The sequence below is a fragment of the Bacteroides celer genome (genome assembly GCF_002632415.2).
GTDB lineage: Bacteria > Bacteroidota > Bacteroidia > Bacteroidales > Bacteroidaceae > Bacteroides.
Genome location: NZ_CP178209.1, coordinates 5,233,915 through 5,256,880, shown reverse-complemented (window position 1 = coordinate 5,256,880; position 22,966 = coordinate 5,233,915). Strand labels below are relative to the sequence as shown.

Annotated in this window: 12 protein-coding genes and 1 pseudogene; 7 read left to right on the top strand and 6 right to left on the bottom strand. The window is 43.0% G+C overall.

What is annotated here, in order from left to right; all coding sequences use genetic code 11:
• Window positions 1–16: 16 nt before the first annotated feature.
• The 7 genes and pseudogenes from CJF29_RS21215 to CJF29_RS21185 all read left to right on the top strand — a co-directional run.
• Window positions 17–136: pseudogene (locus tag CJF29_RS21215) on the top strand (RagB/SusD family nutrient uptake outer membrane protein); the annotation flags it as partial.
• Window positions 137–165: 29 nt separating this feature from the next.
• Window positions 166–2,118 (top strand): DUF5006 domain-containing protein, encoded by a 1,953-nt coding sequence (locus CJF29_RS21210; protein WP_008649571.1) that lies wholly within the window; start codon window positions 166–168, stop codon window positions 2,116–2,118.
• A gap of 47 nt (window positions 2,119–2,165) precedes the next feature.
• The gene (locus CJF29_RS21205; RefSeq protein ID WP_229092025.1) at window positions 2,166–4,361 is read left to right on the top strand and encodes a peptidase M26; all 2,196 of its coding nucleotides are present in this window, start codon (window positions 2,166–2,168) and stop codon (window positions 4,359–4,361) included.
• A 27-nt stretch (window positions 4,362–4,388) separates the two neighbouring features.
• On the top strand, window positions 4,389–6,428 hold the full coding sequence (locus tag CJF29_RS21200) for a GLUG motif-containing protein (RefSeq protein WP_099146971.1): 2,040 nt from the start codon (window positions 4,389–4,391) through the stop codon (window positions 6,426–6,428).
• 165 nt (window positions 6,429–6,593) lie between these two features.
• A complete protein-coding gene (locus CJF29_RS21195; protein WP_099146970.1) occupies window positions 6,594–9,233 on the top strand; it encodes a glycoside hydrolase family 2 protein in 2,640 nt (879 codons plus the stop codon).
• Between the two features lie 166 nt (window positions 9,234–9,399).
• The gene (locus CJF29_RS21190) at window positions 9,400–9,711 is read left to right on the top strand and encodes a metal-sulfur cluster assembly factor (RefSeq protein ID WP_074556709.1); all 312 of its coding nucleotides are present in this window, start codon (window positions 9,400–9,402) and stop codon (window positions 9,709–9,711) included.
• Window positions 9,712–9,783: 72 nt separating this feature from the next.
• A complete protein-coding gene (locus CJF29_RS21185; protein WP_004299751.1) occupies window positions 9,784–10,548 on the top strand; it encodes a UDP-2,3-diacylglucosamine diphosphatase in 765 nt (254 codons plus the stop codon).
• Window positions 10,549–10,713: 165 nt separating this feature from the next.
• Here the strand turns inward: CJF29_RS21185 and CJF29_RS21180 are convergent, their stop codons facing one another.
• The 6 genes from CJF29_RS21180 to CJF29_RS21155 all read right to left on the bottom strand — a co-directional run bounded on the left by CJF29_RS21180 (window position 10,714) and on the right by CJF29_RS21155 (window position 22,881).
• Complete coding sequence (locus CJF29_RS21180) at window positions 10,714–12,990, bottom strand: alpha-amylase family glycosyl hydrolase (RefSeq protein WP_099146969.1); 2,277 nt, start codon at window positions 12,988–12,990, stop codon at window positions 10,714–10,716.
• 163 nt (window positions 12,991–13,153) lie between these two features.
• Window positions 13,154–14,638: a DUF5115 domain-containing protein gene (locus CJF29_RS21175; protein WP_099146968.1), complete on the bottom strand. Its 1,485-nt coding sequence runs from the start codon at window positions 14,636–14,638 to the stop codon at window positions 13,154–13,156.
• Window positions 14,639–14,663: 25 nt separating this feature from the next.
• Window positions 14,664–15,836, bottom strand: a complete 1,173-nt coding sequence (locus tag CJF29_RS21170; RefSeq protein ID WP_074556712.1) for a SusF/SusE family outer membrane protein — start codon at window positions 15,834–15,836, stop codon at window positions 14,664–14,666.
• A 35-nt stretch (window positions 15,837–15,871) separates the two neighbouring features.
• Window positions 15,872–17,482, bottom strand: a complete 1,611-nt coding sequence (gene susD, locus CJF29_RS21165; RefSeq protein WP_074637306.1) for a starch-binding outer membrane lipoprotein SusD — start codon at window positions 17,480–17,482, stop codon at window positions 15,872–15,874.
• 29 nt (window positions 17,483–17,511) lie between these two features.
• On the bottom strand, window positions 17,512–20,559 hold the full coding sequence (locus CJF29_RS21160; protein WP_074556713.1) for a SusC/RagA family TonB-linked outer membrane protein: 3,048 nt from the start codon (window positions 20,557–20,559) through the stop codon (window positions 17,512–17,514).
• Window positions 20,560–20,664: 105 nt separating this feature from the next.
• Entirely contained in the window at window positions 20,665–22,881 is a 2,217-nt protein-coding gene (locus CJF29_RS21155; RefSeq protein ID WP_074556714.1) for a glycoside hydrolase family 97 protein, read from the bottom strand.
• Window positions 22,882–22,966: the final 85 nt, after the last annotated feature.

The window sequence follows — 22,966 nt, the reverse complement described above, 5'->3', positions numbered from 1 at the left end:
TTGGTCTACTCGACATCCGATGGCCGGGACTCTGCCAAGCGGATATCAATTCCATGCAGATAGGGATTATCTGTTACCGATCCCTCCTTCAGAATTGGAATTGAACAAAAAGTTGAAACAAAACCCGAAATGGTAATCATTAATAATGATATAATAGGATAGATTATGAAGAAATATTTCTATAGATTATTACCAATTTGCCTGTTTATCCTTGTAATGACAGGCTGTAATGACACCGAGACGGTTATCTCTATCGGAGAAGCCCGGAATCTGGTGGCCGAAATCAGTACTCAAAGTGCTGCTATCGGAGATAATGTGACCTTTACTGTGAAGGTAGATCAGCAAGACAATCAGTTGGCACTCGAAGAAGATATAGACGTTGTTCTGACTTTTGCAGGTAAGAATGTAGAAGGAAAGGATGTCCCTGTATCTGATGTCTTTGAAGGCTTTGCCGGTCATCTTTTTATGAAGAAAGGTGAGAAACAGGGATTTACCGAATTTAAGGTAAAGAACGATCTGGCTAAATATCCTATATCGGGTACTATCACCGCTTATGTCAGAGGATACAAGATCAATGCGGCTGAACGTCCGATTGTGGTATCTGATAAACACTACACCATCTTGTCATTGAAGAACAATTCGGACAATACGGTGAAAGAGTATGGCTCATTTATTCTGGTCGCTACGGTAGGAGCGTCAGCTAAGGAAGATGTAGTCGTTCATATTGATGCGGGTGAAGATGCGGATAAATATGAGAATCTGCCGAGCGAATTGGTGGTGAAAGCCGGGTATAAAACAGCTGAATCTGAACTTATATGGGTGAAAGGAGAGAAAGGACCGAATACTTTCACTTCTGTGTCTATGTCTTTTGCTACCGATTCTGAAATTCATCCGGTATATGGGGACGAGTTGGAAATTAAGGTTACTGATACGGATGCAGGTTTGACTCCGGGCACCGAGTTAACCAATGAGCAATGGGTTTATACAGATCCGGATCAGATATTTGTATCAGCCAGCAATAAAAAGGCTGTAGAAAAATGGGATGAGGTCAGAGCTGCGTCAGCACTATTGATAAAGGAGGGTGATCCGCATCCGAATGAAGCGTTAGCTGCTGAAGGATGGACATTCCTGAATTCTTATGAGTTCCATCCGATTGATGCTTTGACAGAAGGTACCGGACTCCCCAATCAGTATGGTAATCGTCCTCCACGTTTTATGGCGGCACAGAATGTGGCTAACACACAGAAAGTACAAGCGGTTGTAAATGAGAAATATGCAACGATGACTCAAGATGGATATTTGAAAATGTGGTGTGCGTATGATCCGGGAATCAGTGTGACAGGGGAAATTACGGGAACAAGAGATTTTGGAGTTTCCTCCCTCTATGCAAGTAAGTTTGATGGTGTGCCTACGGGTGCTGATTCTTGGGAATCCAGCAATGTACGCGTTTTGCCGGGCACTCGTGTGGAAGTTAGAATCCGTGTGCGTGGAAAGAAACACTCTTTCAACTCGGCAGTCTGGTTCCAAGGAAATATCAGAGGTGTGCAATGGTCTACCTATGGTGAGGTTGATCTTCTGGAAAATCCGGCTACCAATGCGAATCCGAATGGCGCTTGGCAGACTTTCCACTGGAATGATATATCCACTTCATCCGGTGATAAGTATAAACCGTCTTCAGGACAGTTGATAATATCGGATATGGATGAATTCGATATCTATTGGATGGAATGGAGAGATAATAACGAGATTGCTTTAGGTATTAATGGTAAAGAGAATGTACGCATGAGGACTGACGGCAGCTATACCGGAATAGCTAATGGAACGGCTTCATGGAACTCGTCTACACATTGGCCGTTTACGGACAAATACAATACGGAAGGGTTACATTTACTATTGACATTTGCCGGATGTAATGAATGGGCGCTTGGTGACGCTGCGGCAGAACAGGCTGCTAAAGATGGTAGTTGGGCAAACGACTTTAAGCATATTTCTTATCAGGAAAGTAAGTCTAGCAATGATACGCCACGTATGGAAATCGACTGGATACGTTTCTATAAGAAGCCAACCTACGACTATTTTGGAAGTGGTACTCCAACGCGTAACAAACCAATGTATTAATGGTTGTTGAAATAAAGATATTTAATCGAACAAACTTTTATATAGTTATGAAAAAGGTTTATCACTTATTGAGCGTTGCACTGCTGGGCGCAATGGCACTAACCTCTTGCGAAGAGGACAAGATAGTGAATGAAAATAACGGTGAAGGGAACGAAACCGACAAGAATCTGACTGATTATTCATTTATAGCTTCTATTAAACAGTCCGCCCCTTTGGGTCGCAGCAATTTGCAGAATGGAGTGTATACATGGAATAAAGGAGATGCTGTTACATTATGGAATCGCAACTTCGGAGCCGGCTATGATTTCTCTATCACCCCGGGGTATAATGACAACCAACCTGACAAATCTGCTGAATTCACAGGAAAAGCTGCTGTAGAAAATGGCCATAAGCTGATTGCGGTATTTCCACGGAAAGAAGCAAAAACATTTAATGACCTGGCTACCTTTTCTATGCCGGAGACATTTACTCAGACTGGAAAAACAGCAGAACTGGCAGCCACTACCTATATGGTTGCCACCGGGGATGTGACTGATAATAAGATTCCTGCATTAACGTTTTCACCATTGACTGCATTGATACAGTTTGGTTTGAAAAACACGTCGGACCGGGAACTGAAGATTCGCTATATTACGCTGGAGAGTGATGATGATGTATTTCCCGCAGAGTTGAAGATCGACGAAGACGGAGTGGTACAGAGTCTTTCAGGTATGCGTAACAAACTGACACTTGACATGAGTGGACAAGCATTGGCGCAGAATGAAACATTAAACGGGTATTTGAATATATTACCTACAACCTATGGTGATACCCGGTTGATGAAAAGTACGACCGAACTGAATATTACAGTAAGCGTTTTGAATAATGAAGTGGAACAGGATATTATCCTGCTGAAAAAAGTAAAAGTCAAAGATTTGGAGGATAACATCGGACTTGATATGGATGCTACTGCCAATCAGTTTGCAGCCGGCAAGCATTATAAAATGGATTTTGAGGTAGATTATCGTTTCAGAATTCCTGATGAGGGCTATATGATCGATGATGATGGAAATATTCATATCTATAATAAGACTGGATTATTCGGATGGAATAAAATTGCGGATGAATACCGTAAGGCAACTGTTACTTTAGAAAAAGAATATATCGATGAACCGGCAGGGGATGGAATAAAAGTGATTGATATGGGTAATGAACTTTGGGAACCTATTAGTGCGTTTGGAGGTGTATTTGAAGGTAATGGTGTTACCATCCGCAATTTGCAAATAGCTAATAAAGGTTTTATTGCTACCAATACGGGAACTATCCGGAATTTGACTTTGGAAAATGTAAGTTTCTCTGCTGATATCACAGAGGGAGCAGGAGCATTGGCTGCCGAAAGTTCAACGAGTGTCATTCAGAATTGTACAGTCAAGGGAGTGACTGCAACCGTTATAAAACCGGTAGTTTTTGGTGGTTTGATCGGTCGAAACTCCGAAGGAAGAATAGAAGGTTGTCAAGTTATCAGTGGAACTATTAACCTTAATTTGAGTGGTGCTGGTAATTCTAATTATGGTGGCTTGGTTGGTGAGCATTTTAATGGAACGGCTCTTATTATAAATTCGTATGTCGGTGCAGATGTAACAATCAAGCATCCTAGTAACTCTAGTGGTGCATCCTGTGTCGGCGGACTTGTTGGCTGGAACAACTCCGGTAAAGTCAAAGGTTGTTACTCATTAGCCAAACTTGAGGTTTCTTGTTCCGGACAAGTAGGAGGACTTATAGGGGCTAATAGTAACGGTACGGTTCTGGCCTGTTATGTAGCCGGTTCAATTAGTGGAACTATCCATAATAATACTGGCGGTTTCATTGCACAGAATACCATTAATAATGCTGATGCTACTGTGACGGCTTGCTACTCGACCACGCAGATAAATGTGACTAATAATGCCGGAAGTAATAAATTGGGAGCTTTCGTCGCTTCGAATTCAACAGGAATCAACCAGTGTTATTTCGTAGGCGAAACGGTGACTAATCCTGTAGGAAGCGGATCGGCAAATGGAATTAGTAAGGTAACAGCCACTCAGCTCAAGGATAAGAAGCGTCAGATGAATCTGGCAATAGAAGCCAAGGATCCTGAATTTGGTTTTAGCTTTAAAGTGAATGAGGATGCCGGAACTAATATATACTGTCCGTTGATTCTACAGGGGGCTGTGAAAGAACCTGGCTTCGGTGGATCAGATTTTGGAGATGGTGGTGATATTTAAATAACTGATAACAGAAAAAAATAAATCATGAATAAAATCTATTCTTTATTAGGAATCGGGCTGCTAAGTGCAGCCACCCTAAGCTCTTGTAAAGAAGATGTTTTCATTGAAGGTGGGGATGAATTGCAACGGGGAGAATCACAGACTTATGTGGCTGTTGCTTCTATCCGGGGGTATGAAAATACGGACAGAGAATCATCTACACGTGCCAACGTACAAGATGACGGTAGTTCCTTTATGTGGAATGCCGATGATAAGGTTACACTTTGGAATGGAACAAATGGCTATGATTTCACAACCATAAATTATGATGAGAGTGAACCGTCGGGAAATGTGGAATTCACAGGGAATGGTAACTTTGAAGAGGGAGCTACTGTTTGGGGAATCTATCCGAAAAAAGATGCTCCGACTCCAGGGAATGTTTTCACTTTTACGTTGGGAGATGCTACGCAAAGTGCCCAAAAAGCAGAGCTGCAGAATACGATGCACATGCTTGCTAAAGGCACGGTGAATGGGACTACCGTCACCAATCTTAAGTTTGAACATTTGACAGCTCTTTATCAGTTTAAATTCACCAATCGAAGACCGGATGCCTATAAAGTGACAAAGGTGGTTGTTTCGGCTGATGCTGCTATTTTCCCAAAAACGTTGACAGTTTCGAGAGAAGAGAAAACGTATGGTGATAAAAGTAATAGTCTGACTTTGTCTATGACAAGTTTGGAAATGGCAAAGAATGAAGTTGCATACGGTTATTTGAGTTTCTTCCCGATGGCAGACATGACAAAGGATACAGAATTAACCTTTACTGCTACGATAGAAAAAGTGGGAGATTCTTCCTCTACGGAAACAATAGAGAAAAAAGGAAAGATCAGTGAACTTTATAATGCCGAATCGGTGGTAGCAGGAGATGAATATAAATATGTGGCTGGAAAGCGATATGGTATATCATTTATGCTGGTGGCAGACTTGGGATATGAGGAGACTGAAGCGGGTAAGTATTTAGTCAAGAAAGAAGACGGGTTGATAAATTTGGCAAGTGAACCTACTGTTATGACGAATGCTGCTACGGTAATTACATTAGATGCTGATCTTGATATGTCGACTAAAGAGGCATGGGTACCGGTTACGGAGTTTAAAGGTACATTGGACGGCAATGGCAAGACTATTTCCGGTCTTACAATTGAAGCAACAGGAAACGATACCGGTTTGTTTATAACTAATAATGGTATCATTAAAAATTTAACCCTTAAAGATGTAACAGTGAAACAAGTGTCAGGCGCAGCTGGAGCATTTGCAGCAATAAATACTGGAACGATTCAGAATTGCGTTATTGATGGAGGAGCGTTGACTGTCAATGGAGCAGATGCTAAGTTGGGGGCTATTACCGGACATAATCAGACTGGTGCGTCAATGATAAAGGATTGTAAGGTAAAAGGCAATGTGGTACTGACTGTTGCCGGTGGTAAAGTAAATGCCGGTGGATTGGCCGGTGTGAACGGATGGTGGTCTAAGGCACAAATACAAGGTTCTTCGATTGACAAGGAGGTATCCTTTGTATATAGAGGTAATGGTGAAGGTGCCATCGGAGGACTTGTGGGTTGGAATGTTCAGGGAACCATAACTGGTTGTTATTCTTTGATGACTATCACTGCATTTACAGCTGTGAATGCCGGTGGTCTGGTGGGAGGAAACGAAGGACCTGTAACCGCTTCGTTTGCTGCTGGTGAAATAGTGGCCAAAGCGTCCGGAAATATTGGTGGTTTGGTGAAAAATGGTGGAACTTTGACAGGATGTTATTCAACTTCTGTGCTTTCTGGCACTGCTTCTGTTACCATTTGTGGAATATCAACGGGATCAGTGACAGCAAACGAATGTTATTTTATGTCCGACGGAGTTTCGAATCCGGGTGGAAACTTACCAACTTCAACTAAGGTAAGCGATGCTGCTGCCCTTATTGATAAAATAGTATCCATGAATCAAGCGGTGGCTGGCTCTGGTTACAAGTATGTTGAAAATACAGGAACCGATAGTGCCAGTGTACCTTTACTCATTCAACCGGATGAATAATAACTGACAGGTATTAGTTTGAATCCCCTTATTTATCCTTGTTTTGTATATGAAGAGGACAAATAGGGGGATTCGTATCTGGAATATACTATCTTTGTATGTCGAAGACATCTTTGGGTTGATTGCGACAGACAACATGACATTCATTATAAAATAAAACTTTATATGAGACGAATCTTTGTTAGCTTACTGCTTTTATCTCTGTTTTTTATGGGTTATGCCCATGAGCCGGAATTTTCAACAGCCGGTTTCTTCCGGTTACCGGATACCGGGCGTGATGTGTACTCGATGAATCCTGCCTGGCGCTTTTATAAAGGAAGTGCGGTGGGTGCCGAAGCAAAAGAATTTAACGACAAAGCCTGGCAGGTGGTGTCTTTACCTAATGGTATCGAGTATCTTCCTACTGAGGCTAGTGGTTGCATCAATTATCAGGGGGAAGTATGGTATCGTAAACACTTTACTCCATCCGAAGCATTGAAAGGGAAGAAACTGTTTCTGCACTTTGAAGCCATTATGGGTAAAAGTAAGATTTATGTAAACGGTAAATTATTGGCAGAGCACTTTGGAGGCTATCTTCCCGTATCGGTAGATGTGACTGATGCATTGAAGTGGAGAGAGGACAACGTGATTGCGGTGTGGGCTGATAATAGCGACGATCCGACCTATGCGCCTGGAAAACCACAAGATGTGTTAGATTACGCCTACTTGGGAGGCATTTATCGGGATTGCTGGCTGATTGCACATAATTATGTGTTTATCACGGATCCGAATTACGAGAACAAAATAGCAGGAGGCGGACTGTTTATTACCACTGATCGTGTATCGGAGCAATCGGCAGATATTCTCTTGAAAGCGCATATACGTAATGAAGACAAACAGGGCTTTGCAGGAAAAATTTCCTATTCTTTAGTAGACCGTGAAGGAAAAGAAGTGGCATCGTCAGATGTGAAACTGAATATCCGTAAAGGGACTGCGACAAGTCATAATGGAAAGATGAAAGTGGAGCAGCCGCATTTATGGACTCCTGAATCACCTTATCTGTATAATCTGTGTGTGCGTATTTATGATAAGAATGGAAATGTAGTAGACGGTTATCGTCGTCGCGTCGGTATCCGTAGTATCGAATTTAAGGGAAAAGATGGCTTCTGGCTGAATGGAAAACCTTATGGTAAACCTTTGATGGGAGCTAATCGGCATCAGGATTTTGCAGTTGTAGGAAATGCGGTTGCCAATAGTATTCACTGGCGTGATGCCAAGAAACTGAAAGATTTGGGGCTGGAAGTAATCCGTAATGCACATTGTCCGCAAGACCCAGCTTTTATGGATGCTTGTGATGAACTTGGCCTGTTTGTTATCGTGAATACTCCGGGATGGCAATTCTGGAATGACGAACCCATTTTTGCCAAACGGGTTTATAATGATATACGTAATATGGTTCGCCGTGACCGTAATCATCCTTGTGTATGGCTGTGGGAACCGATCTTGAATGAGACATGGTATCCGGAAGATTTTGCCGGGTGTGTGAAAGGGATTGTTGATGAGGAATATCCTTATCCATCCTGCTATTCCGGTTGTGATGTGCAAGCCAAAGGCTCGCAATATTTTCCGGTGCAGTTTGCCCATCCGATGGATCTTTCAAAACGTGATCCTAAAATTACTTACTTTACACGCGAGTGGGGAGATAATGTCGATGATTGGAGTTCGCACAATTCTCCAAGTCGCACAGCCCGTAACTGGGGAGAACAGCCCATGCTTATACAGGCTGCTCATTACGCTTCTCCTTATTATAATTACATTTGCTATGATGGTTTGTATAAAGAGTCTCCCTGGCATGTGGGCGGATGCTTGTGGCATTCGTTCGATCATCAGCGGGGATATCATCCGGACCCGTTCTATGGTGGATTGATGGATGTATTCCGTCAGCCTAAGTATTCTTATTATATGTTTAAGGCGCAACGTCCGGCTGTCGTTTCCGAGAGTTTGGCAGAAAGCGGACCGATGGTTTATATCGCTCACGAGATGACACCGTTCTCAAGCAGAGATGTAACGGTGTATTCCAACTGCGATGAAGTTCGTTTGACTGTGAATAAAGAGGGGCAAACTTATATCTATAAAAAAGACAAGACGCGAAAAGGAATGCCTTCTCCGGTAATAACTTTCCCCGGGGTATTTGACTTTATGGTTGATAAGAAGATGACTCGTGAAAAGCATGATGCGGACGTCTATTTCCTGGCAGAGGGACTGATGGATGGTAAGGTGGTGGCTACACATAAAGTAATGCCAGCCCGCCGTGCAGAACAGATTCGTTTGAGAGTAGACAACGAAGGAATCGGACTGCGTGCTGATGGATCTGATTTTGTTACTGTTGTGGCAGAAATCACAGATAAGAATGGAAATGTAAAGCGTTTGAATAATTATTATATCAAATTCTTTGTAGAAGGAGAGGGACGTATTTTGGGCGGAGCTAATGTATTGGCAAATCCTGCTCCGGTGAAATGGGGCAGTGCTCCCGTATTGATCCAGTCGACCACGACTCCCGGAAAGATTAAGGTAAGAGCCAGTGTTTTGTTTGAGGGATCACAGATGCCCGTAAGCGGTGAACTGGAACTAACATCTTCCGCTCCAATGTATCCATTGATATTTGATAAGAAAGAAGAAGCGTTGCTTAAGCCATCCGAATCGTTCTCCATGGACAAGAAGAATGATGCTGAACTGGAGTTGGAACGCCTCCGTCGTGAACTGAATGAATTAAAACTGAAAGAAGTGGAGCAACAACAGACAGATTTCGGTGAGAAATTGGATTAAGACGACTCATTGCAACAATTTACTACTCCGGTACGTTTTCTTAATGAACCGGTGGTAGAGAATAAATGTAATATTCTTTAGGCACGGGGACACTCATTCCGTGCCTAATTTTTTATGTTTCATTTTTTATCTCTATCTTTGCGATACACAATTAATTGAAGACGTTATGGAAAAAATAGAAATAGAAGAAAAGATTGTAGCCATGCTGAAAACGGTGTACGACCCGGAGATTCCGGTGAACGTATACGATCTTGGACTGATTTATAAGATAGATGTTGCCGATAATGGAGAGACAGTGCTGGACATGACACTGACAGCTCCTAATTGTCCAGCGGCTGATTTTATCATGGAAGATATCCGTCAGAAAGTAGAATCGGTGGAAGGTGTAACGACGGCTACTATTAATCTGGTCTTTGAACCGGAGTGGGACAAAGACATGATGAGTGAAGAAGCTAAATTGGAATTAGGTTTTCTTTAATCGTTCTATGTCAGGCAGTGCTCTGATTTTATAAGTTGTAATTCGTTATTAGATCTCGTAACTGGTAATTAAATGAAGAACATTTATTTTCTTTCCGATGCACATCTTGGTTCTCGTGCTATTGAGCACGGGCGTACTCAAGAACGGCGTTTGGTGAACTTCCTCGATAGTATAAAGCATAAGGCTTCCGCCATTTATCTACTGGGAGATATGTTCGACTTCTGGTATGAATTCCGGCTGGTAGTTCCTAAGGGGTACACCCGTTTCTTGGGGAAGCTCTCCGAACTAACAGATATGGGTGTAGAGGTGCATTTTTTTATAGGTAATCATGACATCTGGTGTGGAGACTATCTCACCAAAGAGTGTGGTGTCATCATGCATCGCGAACCATTGACTACTGAAATCTACGGAAAGGAGTTTTATCTTGCTCATGGTGACGGCTTGGGTGATCCGGATAAGAAGTTCAAGCTACTTCGTTCGATGTTCCACAGCAAAACTTTGCAAACGATGTTTTCTGCTATTCATCCCCGCTGGAGTGTTGAATTGGGTTTAACATGGGCTAAGCACAGCCGACAAAAACGGGCGGACGGAAAGGAACCGGATTATATGGGAGAAAACAAGGAACACTTGGTACTATATACCAAAGACTACTTGAAAAGCCATCCCAATATCAACTTCTTTATTTACGGACATCGTCACATTGAACTGGATTTGATGTTGAGCGCCACCTCCCGTGTGTTGATTTTGGGAGACTGGATTAACTTCTTCTCTTATGCCGTGTTTGACGGAGAGAATCTCTTTTTGGAAGAGTATATCGAGGGAGAGACACAGGTCTAATTATGTTTCAACAAAATAAAAGGTCAGGCATAATACGGAACAAAATATAAAACAAGGGCACAAAGAAGTAGCAGAAAAATAACCTGCCATCTTTGTGCCTTTGTCGTTAGAGAATCTTCAATGCTTATTAGTTAAATCTTCCTTTCTGCTCAAAACACCCGCTCGTTATTCGGCAAAGTTGGTGTATAAGCGGAACTCGTGTGCAGGAACACTGATCTTTTTTTCTCCCTCCACGGGATTCCCATTTTCCAGATATAGATACCATGTACCTTCAGGAATAGTATAATCGATAGATGCATTGGTGAAATTCGCATACACATGAAGTTGTTTCCCATTCACAGCTTTCAATGTCAGTGTACGTCCATTATCCCAATCATTATAACTGACTTTCCAGGTAAATTGAGAAGAAGCGTTGAATAAATCGGAGTGTGTTGTCCGTAGAGTGATTAGTTTTGTATAAATATCTACCAAGCTTTTACGCTCTGTCTGATATTCCCAAAGGACTGGTTTCTTTCCGGTACGTCCATTTTCGTCTATTGAAATATCATACCCCATTTCGCCGAATTGCCAAAGCATTTTCGGACCTGGAACCGTAAAGAAGAATGCGGCGTTGGATGATAACTGTTTGAGCCGTTCGGACAGGTTGGTTTTTAAGGCTCCATTTCCGTATTCAATCTGTTTATAGGCACACCGCTCTTCGTCATGACTTTCCATATAGCCCACAAATTGATTCGGACGGGTGGTGTCATATAATCCGGAGAAATCACTATTATCTTTCCAGCCCATAGCCGACTGACAATAAGAATGGTTCATATTCCTCCAAAAATGAATTCCTTCTGTGGCTAAAGTTGTTTCTTCATTTGCACAGAAATGTTCCATGATAACCATTGCATCTTCTTTGACAGCTTTTACGGCTTCGTAGTATTCTTTCAGTACTGATACACGAGCAGGGTCGGTTGCCGCCAAATCATCATCACCTGTTGTCTGTTTCTGTGTGAAACCTTTGGTGAAATCGAAACGGAAACCGTCGATGTGGTAAGTATCTAACAGATATTTCAGGTTGCGTTTGACAAAAGCTTTTGTTTGTTCTGAAGTGTGATTGAAATCATCCGGTGAAAAAACATACTTCTGATGCGGTGTTACAGTATTCAGCCATGGATTCTTAGTGGAAGGGCGGTTATTAAACGTATCCCAGTACATACGGGCAAACGGATTATCATTGTTCGTATGGTTGTAGACTACATCGAAAATAACGGCGATTCCATTCTGATGGCAGGCGTCAATAAAAGCTTTATATTCATTTTGAGTTCCATACGAGGCATCCAGTGCAAAGTATAGTCCGGTGTTGTATCCCCAACTGTCATTACCTGCAAATTCTTGTACAGGCATCAGTTCGATAGCATCTATTCCCAGTTCTTTTAAGTAAGGCAGCTTTTCCATTGCTCCTGCCAGATTTCCACTGGAAGTAAAATCCCGCAACAAGAGCTCATAGATAACCGGATTTTCTTTATTCTTCATCTCAAATTCTCCGGCACTCCATTGATAGGGTTGTGGGTTTGTGCTTACGACTGATACGTAAGGTGCTTGTGCGTCGGTGGGAAAGTTGGTATCCACTCCCTTTTCCAATGCTTGCTCACAATAAGGATCGCACAAGTAAGTACCGCCATCCGAAGCACTGTACACAAAGTACTGGAACTGTGTTTCACCGGCAGTCAATCCCTCCAGAGTGATCCACCAGCAATGGTTTGTTTCGTCATATTTCATCATGTAGCGACTATCCAGTTTCCATTTGTTGAAATTACCTGTTACAAATACACAATCTTTATGACCGCCCTGACTGTCTTTATCATATAATACAAGCGTTATCGAAGTGGCCGAATGAATATGAATACCCTCTTTCTCTTCTCCGGATACGGGGAGAGGGGCTTTTTGCGGTTCTTCCCAGATAAATCCGTTTTGACTATCTTCTACTAAAGTTGCGTAATCGTAGGTTTGCTGACTGCCTTCCGCATTACGTACAATCAGGTTAATGGTCTGTAAGGGAGTAGATGGAGCAACAGAATAGAAATGGCGGATAGATGAGGAAAGGGTGATACTCCACACATTGTCCTTTGCCTTTTTCAGTCTGTATTTATTCTGATTATCTCCCCATGTAGGTGCACCTGTCCAGTTTGCTCCTGTTCCGGAGTGTAAGTACAAGTCGTCAGCGTAACCATAGAAGTTACTTCCTTCGGGTGCTTTGAAGGTGATAGTCAGTGGTTCATCCGCTTTAGGAATAACTGGATCAAAATTGAATCCGTCGTGGAGAACTTGTTCTTCCGGGGCAGGATCAGTTCCGGACGAAGGACGCTCGCCCGGCATCAACGGATCATCATCTGAACAAGCTCCAAAGCTGTTGAGTATCAGCAATAAAAGGAGCCAAATATATTTAAAGTCTTTCATAAGCCTTATTTTAGAATTCTTCTTCCAATGTAGTGGTACTATATTTAGCTTTGAGTGTGTCAGATTTCGATCATATCTCAAATCTCCTCTTTCCCGAAGAGGGAGACTTGAGATATGATCGTAATTGATTCTACTCGTTGCGCTGTTTAAGAGTGTCTGATAGTTATTCGACTTTACCTTTGCCTGTCGTAAAGTTAATATGGACTTTCTGACCGGCTTTTACATTACATTCGTAGCCAAGTTCGCTTAGATTATCCGATACGTTCTTATTCTCACGATAAACGATAGTACCATCGCCTTCATTAGCCAGATCAAGTGTAAATTCGCTCTTCCACCAGCCTCCGGCATCTACAGCCGTAGTAGAAATACGTGCCATGCCTGTAACGGTTGCTGCCGGTGATATGAAGTCGCTTGTTTTATCGGTCGGAATCCTGAACAAGGTCGTTCCATCGCAATTCCACGAATTGTTAATCACGCCTCCCAACAGGTAAACTTCCGGCAAACGGAATGAAATTGTTTTTCCTTCTGCAGTTACTGTGACAACTACCAGATACCATCCGGATTTACCAATGCTAATATTGTCAGTTCCGGAAAGAGTTAATCCGGCAAATTCTATTGTTTCCGGAGATAAGAAATCTTCGTTGTAGCCGAAGCCACCTTCCCAATTTCTAGCCGGAGCAAATTTGATTTGATCTCCCGCTGTGTAATATTGTATACTCCAGAACATTCCGGGAGTTTGTGTCACAGGAACCATTTCAGGAGCTACTGCCCAATCCCATCCTGCACTGTACGGAAATCCATTGATGTACATGTGTTCAGGCAAATCCTCCTTGATTGTGTATGTATAATCTTCTACATTAATCGTAATTTTCATTTTCTTTCCGCCGGTGCAGGTGAGATTATCCGGGTCGGTTCCTTCTTTATCCCTGAAAGCCAATAATCCCGGATCCGGATCTTCTATTACTTTGGAAGCACCCAAGGCTCTTTGCCAGGCATCCGGAGCTTCTATCGCACTTCCCGGGACAATCTTGAAATCAAACTTCTCTTCCGGCTCGACGACTACCGAAAAGAGATACTGATTATCTTGGTCTGCTTCGAACTTCGTAGCTGTCGCTTTGTCCATCTGCCAGCCGTTTAGCCCACCTACCATATAATACTCCGTATCTACAGCCGGAGTTGCAACAGGTGTGAACACTGATTTCATTTCCGGATAATCAGTCAGTGAAGTTGCTTCACCATTGGTTGTCGTGACCATCGGTGTGAGTTTTAAAGTGACTTCGCGCTCTACAGATTTTTGTGACTTATACAAACTTGCCACTTTTTGGTCAAGTTCTGTCAACCTGACTTTTATATTCCCATCTTTTACTTTTGACGGTAGATTTAATATCTGCCCTTCGGCAACTAATTCTATATTACAAGCTGTGAGTGAGAAGTTTTCTGCAATCGAAGAAACAGAGGCGATTACCACAGAATCGCCCGGCTGTTCTTCAAGTTTCATACTGGCAACCGGAGTTATATCTACCATTGCGGTTATAGCTTCTTCCTGAGGATTGGACTGGGGATCAGCCCAGTCCTTAAAATCTTCATCGCAAGCGGTGAAAGCTGCCGAAGCAAGCAACAGACACGCCATATATGATAATCTTTTCATGATATTCAATTATTAAAGTTAACGATTATTGAGTAACGGAACCGGTCATCTGAACAAAGTTCAGATTTATTTTCTGCCCTGCCTTAACGTTTATCGCATATTCAGGACCTATTTCCGACCAACTGTCAATCACACTTTTGTTTTCACGGAACACGATCTTTCCATTAGGAATAGCGAACTCCGTACGCCACCAGTCTTCTCCCGGAACTTTGACGGACATACGCAATTCTCCGCCTCCGGTGCATACCGGTGAAACAAAGTCGGCATCTGCTGTTGTTGGTGCCTGGAATTTACCTTTATCGCCGAATGTCCAATCTCCTATAGCATTGCCTATCAGATAAACTTCGCCCGGAGCAATATCCAGTGTAAAGGCATAATCAGTCCCTTTGATGCTTACAGACATGACCACTGTATACCAGCCTGTGACATTAACGCTGATATTTTGTCCGCCAAATCCATCATCCGATCCGGTGAATGCATCCGAGGTTATTGTCAGACGTGGATCGTTGAATCCGATGTATTCTCCTTCTTTAGTACCGAACTTGAACATATCAGTGCCTCCGAAATAGAATAAACCGAAGAACTTGGACATTCCGTTCACTGCTGCCAACGGCACCCAATTGCTCCAACTGCTACCTGCCATCGAGCCATTGATAAATATACTGGAAGGTAATTCGAGAGGCGGTACCGCTTTATATCCCAATACTTTGGGAAGTGCAATTACATTCGAAAAAGCGATGCCACGACCGCTATTGGTCAGTTCCGCTTTCAGGCGTACATAAACGGGTATGGGAGTGATCGGAAATTCTTCATCGGAAGATGCACTCCACAAGTCTCCCAGTGCCAATGCAAATTCTAAAGCTTTTACTTCCATTTTGGCAGAAGAATGGGTAGTACCCAAAGTTATATAATTAGCTTCCGTATTTGTCTCTGCATGAGCGTCAACGAAATTTTCTTCCAGTGAAATTTGTACTGAATAAGTGGTTGCCATCGGAATCCCGTAATCCGGTTGTGTACAGGTCAATTCCAATGATTCGGAGTTTTTAAGGTCGTACACGTTGTTGGAAGCAAAAGCTGGCACATTCAGTACGAACGTATCCGGTTCGTTCAACACAGGGTTGCTGTCACGGTCTGCTTCACAGGCGGACAGAGCTAGTAGCCCCATTGTCAATGTAAATAGTTTATATAGGTTTTTCATTGTTTTCAGTCTTTAAAACGTGAATAAAGGTTCTATCAATATCCCGGATTCTGAGTCATATTTGTATTCGTCAGCGTTTCTGTTTTCGGTATCGGATAGAGATTATAGATCGAACTCACACCGTTTCCTTCAAAGGAACCGCCTTTCCAATCCCAGAGGTAGGTGCTTGAGGTGAAATAGCCATAACGGATCAAATCTGTGCGTCTGAATCCTTCCAGATACAATTCGCGGGCACGTTCATCCAGAATATAATCTAATGTCAGGTTATTGGCAGAGGGTATTTCTGTTGCTTTGGCACGGTCTCTGAGGGCTTTGATATCCAACCAGGCATTTTGTTGTGCATTTGCGTCGCCTGCTCTCAAATAGGCTTCCGCGCGAATCAGATAAGCTTCGGCCAAACGGAAGAACGGAATGTCCGTATCAGGAATTTTAGCATCGTGAGCGGGTTGTCCGTCCGAGCGCAGATTACTCCATTTCATAAATGAAAGTCCGTCGGTGAATTTACCTACACTTTCCAGTTCGGCTTTGCGACCGGTTGTATAGAACAAGGCGCGTTCATCTTTTGCAGCAGCCTGCACATCTCTCACATTCTGCCATTTATTATCGGTATATTCGGTGAAAGGAATATCCTCACTGTTTGCGAAGAACTTGTCAACCAGTGCTTTGCGTGTACGGATACATTCCCAGGGGTCATTTGTCCCGCGATTCGGCATGTCGCTCTTTTGCGTTGCAGCAATCAGGAAGTAACTTCCTCCGTAACTCTTCGCTTGTACACCATCCTGACGGATAGAAAGGATGATTTCTTTTTTAGCATCAGGATTTTCATCATTGTCTGCCATAAAAAGTTGTTCGTAATTTCCACACAATCCGTATCCATTGGAGGGATCGAGCACTTTGCCGGCATAGGTGATAGCATCATTCCAACGCGGTTGTCCGGTGTATACTTCGGCATTGAGATACAAACGGGCACGCAGCAACCAGCAAGCAGCTTTGTCGGCACGTCCGAAAGGAGCTTGACGCGGTTCGCTCATATCATTTTCGATGCTTTCCAGTTCGCTTTCAATATAAGCGAACAGTTCGGAGGCCGTCTTTTGAGGAGGATTCTCTTTGGAGAAGTGTTCGGTGAAAGGAGCTTTTCCGAAGGTGTCCATCAGGTAATAGTAAAATAAGGAACGGAGAAAACGGGCTTCGGCACGTTGCTGAACGGAGGTAGCATCCTCTTTTCCGGCGATCTGATCCAGGAAGAAATTGCAGAGTGTGATATTATATGCTAAACGATTATATAATATTTCTGTCTGCTGATGAGAGGAGTTCCAACGCATATAGGTTAGTTCGGGAATACCGGCATTTTCTTGCCAGGTCCATATCATCTCATCAGTGCCATATTCATTGTTAGTGAAAAGAGCGCGATAGAAACAGGATTGACCTTCGTCCTTTACTGCGATATCCGGATCTTCGCTCAATTTTTGTCCGGTAAGTCCCAGTGAAGCGTATAGTTTGGTAAAGTACATATCTTGGTCGAAGGTGGCAGTCATCTGAGGATCGATTGGAGATATATCCAGGTCATTGATACAGGAGGTCATTCCGGTGGTCAGGCTAAGGAACAACGCTGCTGAAACTATTGATTTTATATATTTGAACTTCATAATAGTCTACTTTTTAATAAATTACAATCTTAGAACTGAAGACTTAGCCCGAACAGGATAGTGATCGGATGAGGATAAATGTTCCTGTCAATACCTGCTACTCCGGCATCATTTCCTGAACTGATAACCGATTCAGGATCGAGTCCTGTGTACTTGGTGATAACAAACGGATTCTGTACAGTACCGTAAATACGACCGTTGATACCTTTATAAGCCTGTGACTTCAGTAAATTTTTGAAGCTATAACCTACTGTTATATTATCACAACGCAAGAATGAAGCATTCTCAACGAAACGATCGGACAGATAATAGTCTCCCTTTCCTTCAAATCCCAGATTCACGGCAGCTGTCGGGCGATTGGAATAGTAGCCATGATTAAAGATTCCTCCCTTGCCGACACTGGATTTACTGGCCAGTACGTCATTGTACACATAGTTATTCAGGCTGGCACGGAGGGCAAAGCTTAAATCCCAATTTTTATAAGTGAATTTGGAAGTCAGTCCCATCAATACGTCAGCGGCAGGTTTTTTATAGATATATTTGTCCGAAGCGTTGATGACACCATCTCCGTTACGGTCTACGAACATGTTTTCAATCGGTTTTCCATCCTTATCATACACTTGTTGGTAAACGAAGAATGAGTTCATCGGATAACCTACTTTCTGTACCTGGCAGGTTGCGCCGCTAATACCAGTAGATACACCTCCGGTTTCTACATAGTAATTAGAATCATCTCCTCCGGTCAGTTTAGTGATTTCATTTTTGTTCCAAGTGATGTTATATCCCAAGTCCCAGACAAAATCTTTGGTTACAATAGGTTTGGCATTGATGGTGAATTCAAGCCCCGTATTTTTTAATGAACCGATGTTGCTGATCAGTTGGGTATTAAAGTTAGTCCCCGCCGCAATCTTTACGGTATTGATTAAATCGTCGGTTTTCCGGTAATAGTAATCCATCGAGCCGGAGATACGTCCGTTCAGGAAAGCAAAGTCGAAACCTGCGTTATAAGTCGTTGTCTCTTCCCATTTCAGGTCTTCGTTATAAGCTTTAGGACGCATAGTGCCATAATAGGTATCCCCGAAAGGATAATAACCTCCGGCTGCGTTGACGCGGTACAGTGCCATATAAGGGAAATCATAATCGTCGCCTAAGTTCTGCTGACCCGTGATACCCCATCCGAGGCGGAGTTTCAGATCTGACAATACTTCTACGTTTTTCAGGAAATTTTCTTCTTTCAGTTTCCATCCCAAAGCAACAGAAGGGAAGCTACTCCAACGGTTGTCTTTAGAGAAACGGGAAGAACCGTCCTGGCGGAAAGTGGCTGTCAGCAAATAACGGCTAAGTAATGTATAATTTACGCGGGCAAAATAAGAAACTAATGTACTGTGATGTCCCCAGGCTGTTTGTGAGCGCAGATTCGGATTGTAGGCTTCGCCTGTTAACGGATTTGTTCCTTGTCCGACTTTATATCCGGTATAGTGGAAATGTTGCTCTTCACCACCCAGCATTACGTCGACATAATGATCCCCGATTTCTTTGGAATATTGTGCATAGGCATTCACCGACAGGTTATATTTGTAGCCGTAGTCAGTCCCGTTCCAACCATAGTAATAAGAGCCCGGGGCATAAGGTGAATTTACATTCTTTTCCTTACCTTCCGAGTAGTCACCGCCTACGTTAGCATGGATATGCAGGTCAGGGAGGAAGTGGAATTTATAGTCTACTTCTACATTGCTGATAAAACTGGTGTTTCTGGAAGTATGTTTCTTTAGTTTCAGTAGGGAAACAGGGTTGGCGGTTGAATTACTTTCCAGTGTAAGCGGCCATTCCGGATCGTTATATGAACTACCGTCACTGGTCGGTTGGTAGAATCCACCGAAGTTTTTGTACATGTCCGAAGAGTCATATACAGGTTGGGTCGGGTCCATGGTCAAAGCTGCGCCGATAGCCCCGTCGTCAGCATAACGTTGGTTGGCCCACATCATTTTAGCATTGATATTGAACTTCAGGTGATCTTTAAAGAAAGAGGGTGCCAGATTGACGGAGGCGGTATAACGCTCGAAATTAGATGTCATCAGGATCCCATTCTGATTGGTGTAACCGAAAGAAACACGATAAGGCATATTTTTCAAACCACCGCTTACAGTCACGTTATGGTCTGTACTAACGGCTGTCTGGAAAATTTCTTTCTGCCAGTCAGTGTTTGCTTCACCGAAGGGGCTTGGAGCATTTCCTTCACCATAAAGTTTGGATACGTATCCTTTGAATTCATTGGCATCCATTACGTCTATTGTCTTTTGCAGTATACCGGCGGAAACGTTACCTTCATAGTTCACCTGTGGTTTGCTGCCTGCTTTCCCTTTCTTTGTAGTGATGATAATCACACCATTAGAAGCACGTGAACCATAGATGGCGGTGGCCGAAGCATCTTTCAAAACAGTGAAAGTTTCGATGTCATTCGGGTTTACCATTGCCAAAGGATTAGTCAAACCTTGCACACCGCTATTATCCATTGCCAGTCCGTCGATAACGATCAACGGATCGTTTTTGGCGTTCAATGATGAACCACCGCGAATACGAATCGTAGCTCCTCCACCCGGAGTACCGCTGGAAATTACATTCACACCGGCTATTTTACCTGTTATCATATCCTGTGCGCTGGTGGTTACTCCTTTGCTGATTTTATCCGGCTTGATGGCAGTAACTGATCCCGTCAAGTCGTTTTTCTTTACTGTTCCGTAACCTACAACGACTACGGCGTCCAATACTTGAGAGTCATCTTCCAGTGTGACCATTACCGAAGGAGCTGCTTTAATTTCTGCTGCTTTGTAACCGACGAATGTAATGGACAGAATAGAATTTTGAGGAACATTCAATGTGAAGTTACCGTCAAAGTCAGTGATGGTACCCGTTGTGGTACCCTTGGCAATGACATTGGCGCCAATCACGGGTTCGCCCATAGCATCTTTCACATGTCCTTTGACTGTGATTTGCTGTGCATAAGCGCCCAGTGATAAAAACATCCCTATTAACAAGGGGAGAATCGTTTGAACAATTCTAAATTTAACTTGCTTCATGCATTTAAAAAATTAAAGTTAACAATATAGTAATATTATTTCTCTCTCTTAAAAGTTTCTTTAAAAATACCTATTGAAAACACTTTTTTTAAGACTATCCTTTATTTATAGTCTTTTCAATCCCTTAACCTCTGATTTGTCTTTCACCTCTTTGATACTGATTGCGTATCCACCGCCATTGGCAGCGTGCAGATTCAGTTTGCTTTTATTATTCAAGATACCTTTTTTGATGGTGTATGCCTGCGGGTTATCTTTCCAGTCGGCATCTTTGGCATCTGCGTATACGGTAGCGACGTATTGTTTTCCCGGTTCCAGGAAATCGAACGTTAATTGGGAGTCGTGGCCGTTTTCACCGGCTGTGCAGCCTATGTACCAGTCGTCCGTTCCTTTTGCTTTGCGGGCAATTGTGATGTATTCTCCCGGTTCTGCTTCCAGATAGATTGTTTTGTCCCAGTCGAGAGCGACGTCTTTGATAAACTGGAAAGCATCCATAAAGCGTTCGTAGTTTTCCGGAATATCGGCAGCCATCTGCAAAGGGCTATACATGGTGACATACAATGCCAGTTGGCGTGCAATGGTTGAACGTACCTGGGAGTTGTTTGCCGGATTCATCTGGTTACAGTGAGTCTCGAAGATGCCGGGAGTGTAATCCATCGGACCACCGACCAGGCGTGTGAAAGGCAGAATCGTCGTGTGGTATACTTTATTTCCTCCAAATGATTCATATTCTGTTCCACGTGCGGATTCATTACCGATCAGATTGGGATATGTACGGCAGATACCGGTTGGACGGGTTGCTTCGTGTGCATTGACCATGATTTTATAATCGGCGGCTTTTTTCACGGCATACAGGTAATGATTATTCATCCATTGACCGTAATGATGTTCTCCGCGTGGAATGATATTACCCACATAACCGCTTTTAACCGAGTTATATCCATTGTCTACCATGAATTGGTAAGCTTTATCCAGGTGACGTTCGTAGTTGCGAACAGATGCAGAAGTCTCATGGTGCATCATCATTTTAATTCCTTTGCTTGCAGCATAACGATGGATTTCCTGTACGTCGAAATCAGGATATGCAGTCAGGAAGTCAAATACATAGTCTTTGCTGTTGCCGAACCAGTCTTCCCATCCTTCATTCCAACCTTCTACCAGCACTGCATCAAATCCGTTGGCTGCGGCAAAGTCGATGTAACGTTTCACGTTAGCTGTATTGGCAGAATGTTTGCCGTTCGGTTTGGTTTTGGAGTAGTCTGTAACGCCAAGTTTCACGCTGGTCAGTTCATCTGTATAAGCCCAGGAACCTTTTCCGGTAATCATGTCCCACCATACGCCTATATATTTCACCGGTTTAATCCAGGAGGCGGCGTCTGCAATCTTACAAGGTTCGTTCAGGTTGAGGGTGATGCGGGAGGCGAGAATGTTACGTGCATCATCACTGACGATGATCGTACGCCACGGAGAGTTGTACGGAGTCTGCATGTAACCTTTATCCCCTTTTGCATCCGGTGTCAGCCAGGATTCGAATATCATGTTTTTGTCGTCCAGATTGAGGTGCATACAAGAATAATCAATCAAAGCGGCTTCGTGCAGATTGATGTATAAACCATCATCTGTTTTCATCATCAGTGCCGTCTGTACACCTGTCGGTGAAAATGGGGTTTGAGAAGAATTTGGAGTGATCGCCTGTTGCATCAAACCTCTGATTTCCGATAGACGGGAGATGGTGTAGTCGTACTCTTGAGTATCGTAATCACCTGGTATCCAGTATGCGATATGGTTGCCTGCCATGGCAAATTGGGAATGTTCTTCCTTGATAACGAAGTAGTTCAGTGATTTCTGTTGCGGAAATTCATAACGGAATCCCAAACCATCATTGAACAGGCGGAAGCGAACAACGATGGAACGGTCGTTCATTGGCTGAAACAGATTGACTGCCAGTTCGTTATACTGATTGCGGATTTCCTTTTCTTCTCCCCAGACCGGTTGCCAGGTTTCGTCAAAGGTAGTCGTTTGCGCATCTTTCAGCTTGAAGCCATTATAAAGATTGGATTTAGAATCGAGCTTAGTGAGGTCTCTGCGGTCTACCCAGTCAAAGTCGGTTCTGGTATTATCTTCTTTTTTCAATTCCAGTCCGAGAGTGCTCGGCTTAATTACCACCTTGCCTTTGTAAGTCAAGTCGTAGGTTGGTGCGCCTTCTTTGTTAACCTGAAAGGTTAGAACCAGATTGCCATCCGGTGAGGTCAGTTTCTGTTGTGCATTCGCAATGAATGAGATGCAAAGGAATGCGATGATCGAAAAAAACTTTTTCTTTTTCATTCTATTTATGGTATTAAATTGTAAGCTAACCGATATTTCTATTCCTGTTTGTTTCGGATATTGCAAATGTAGCAACCACCTTCAC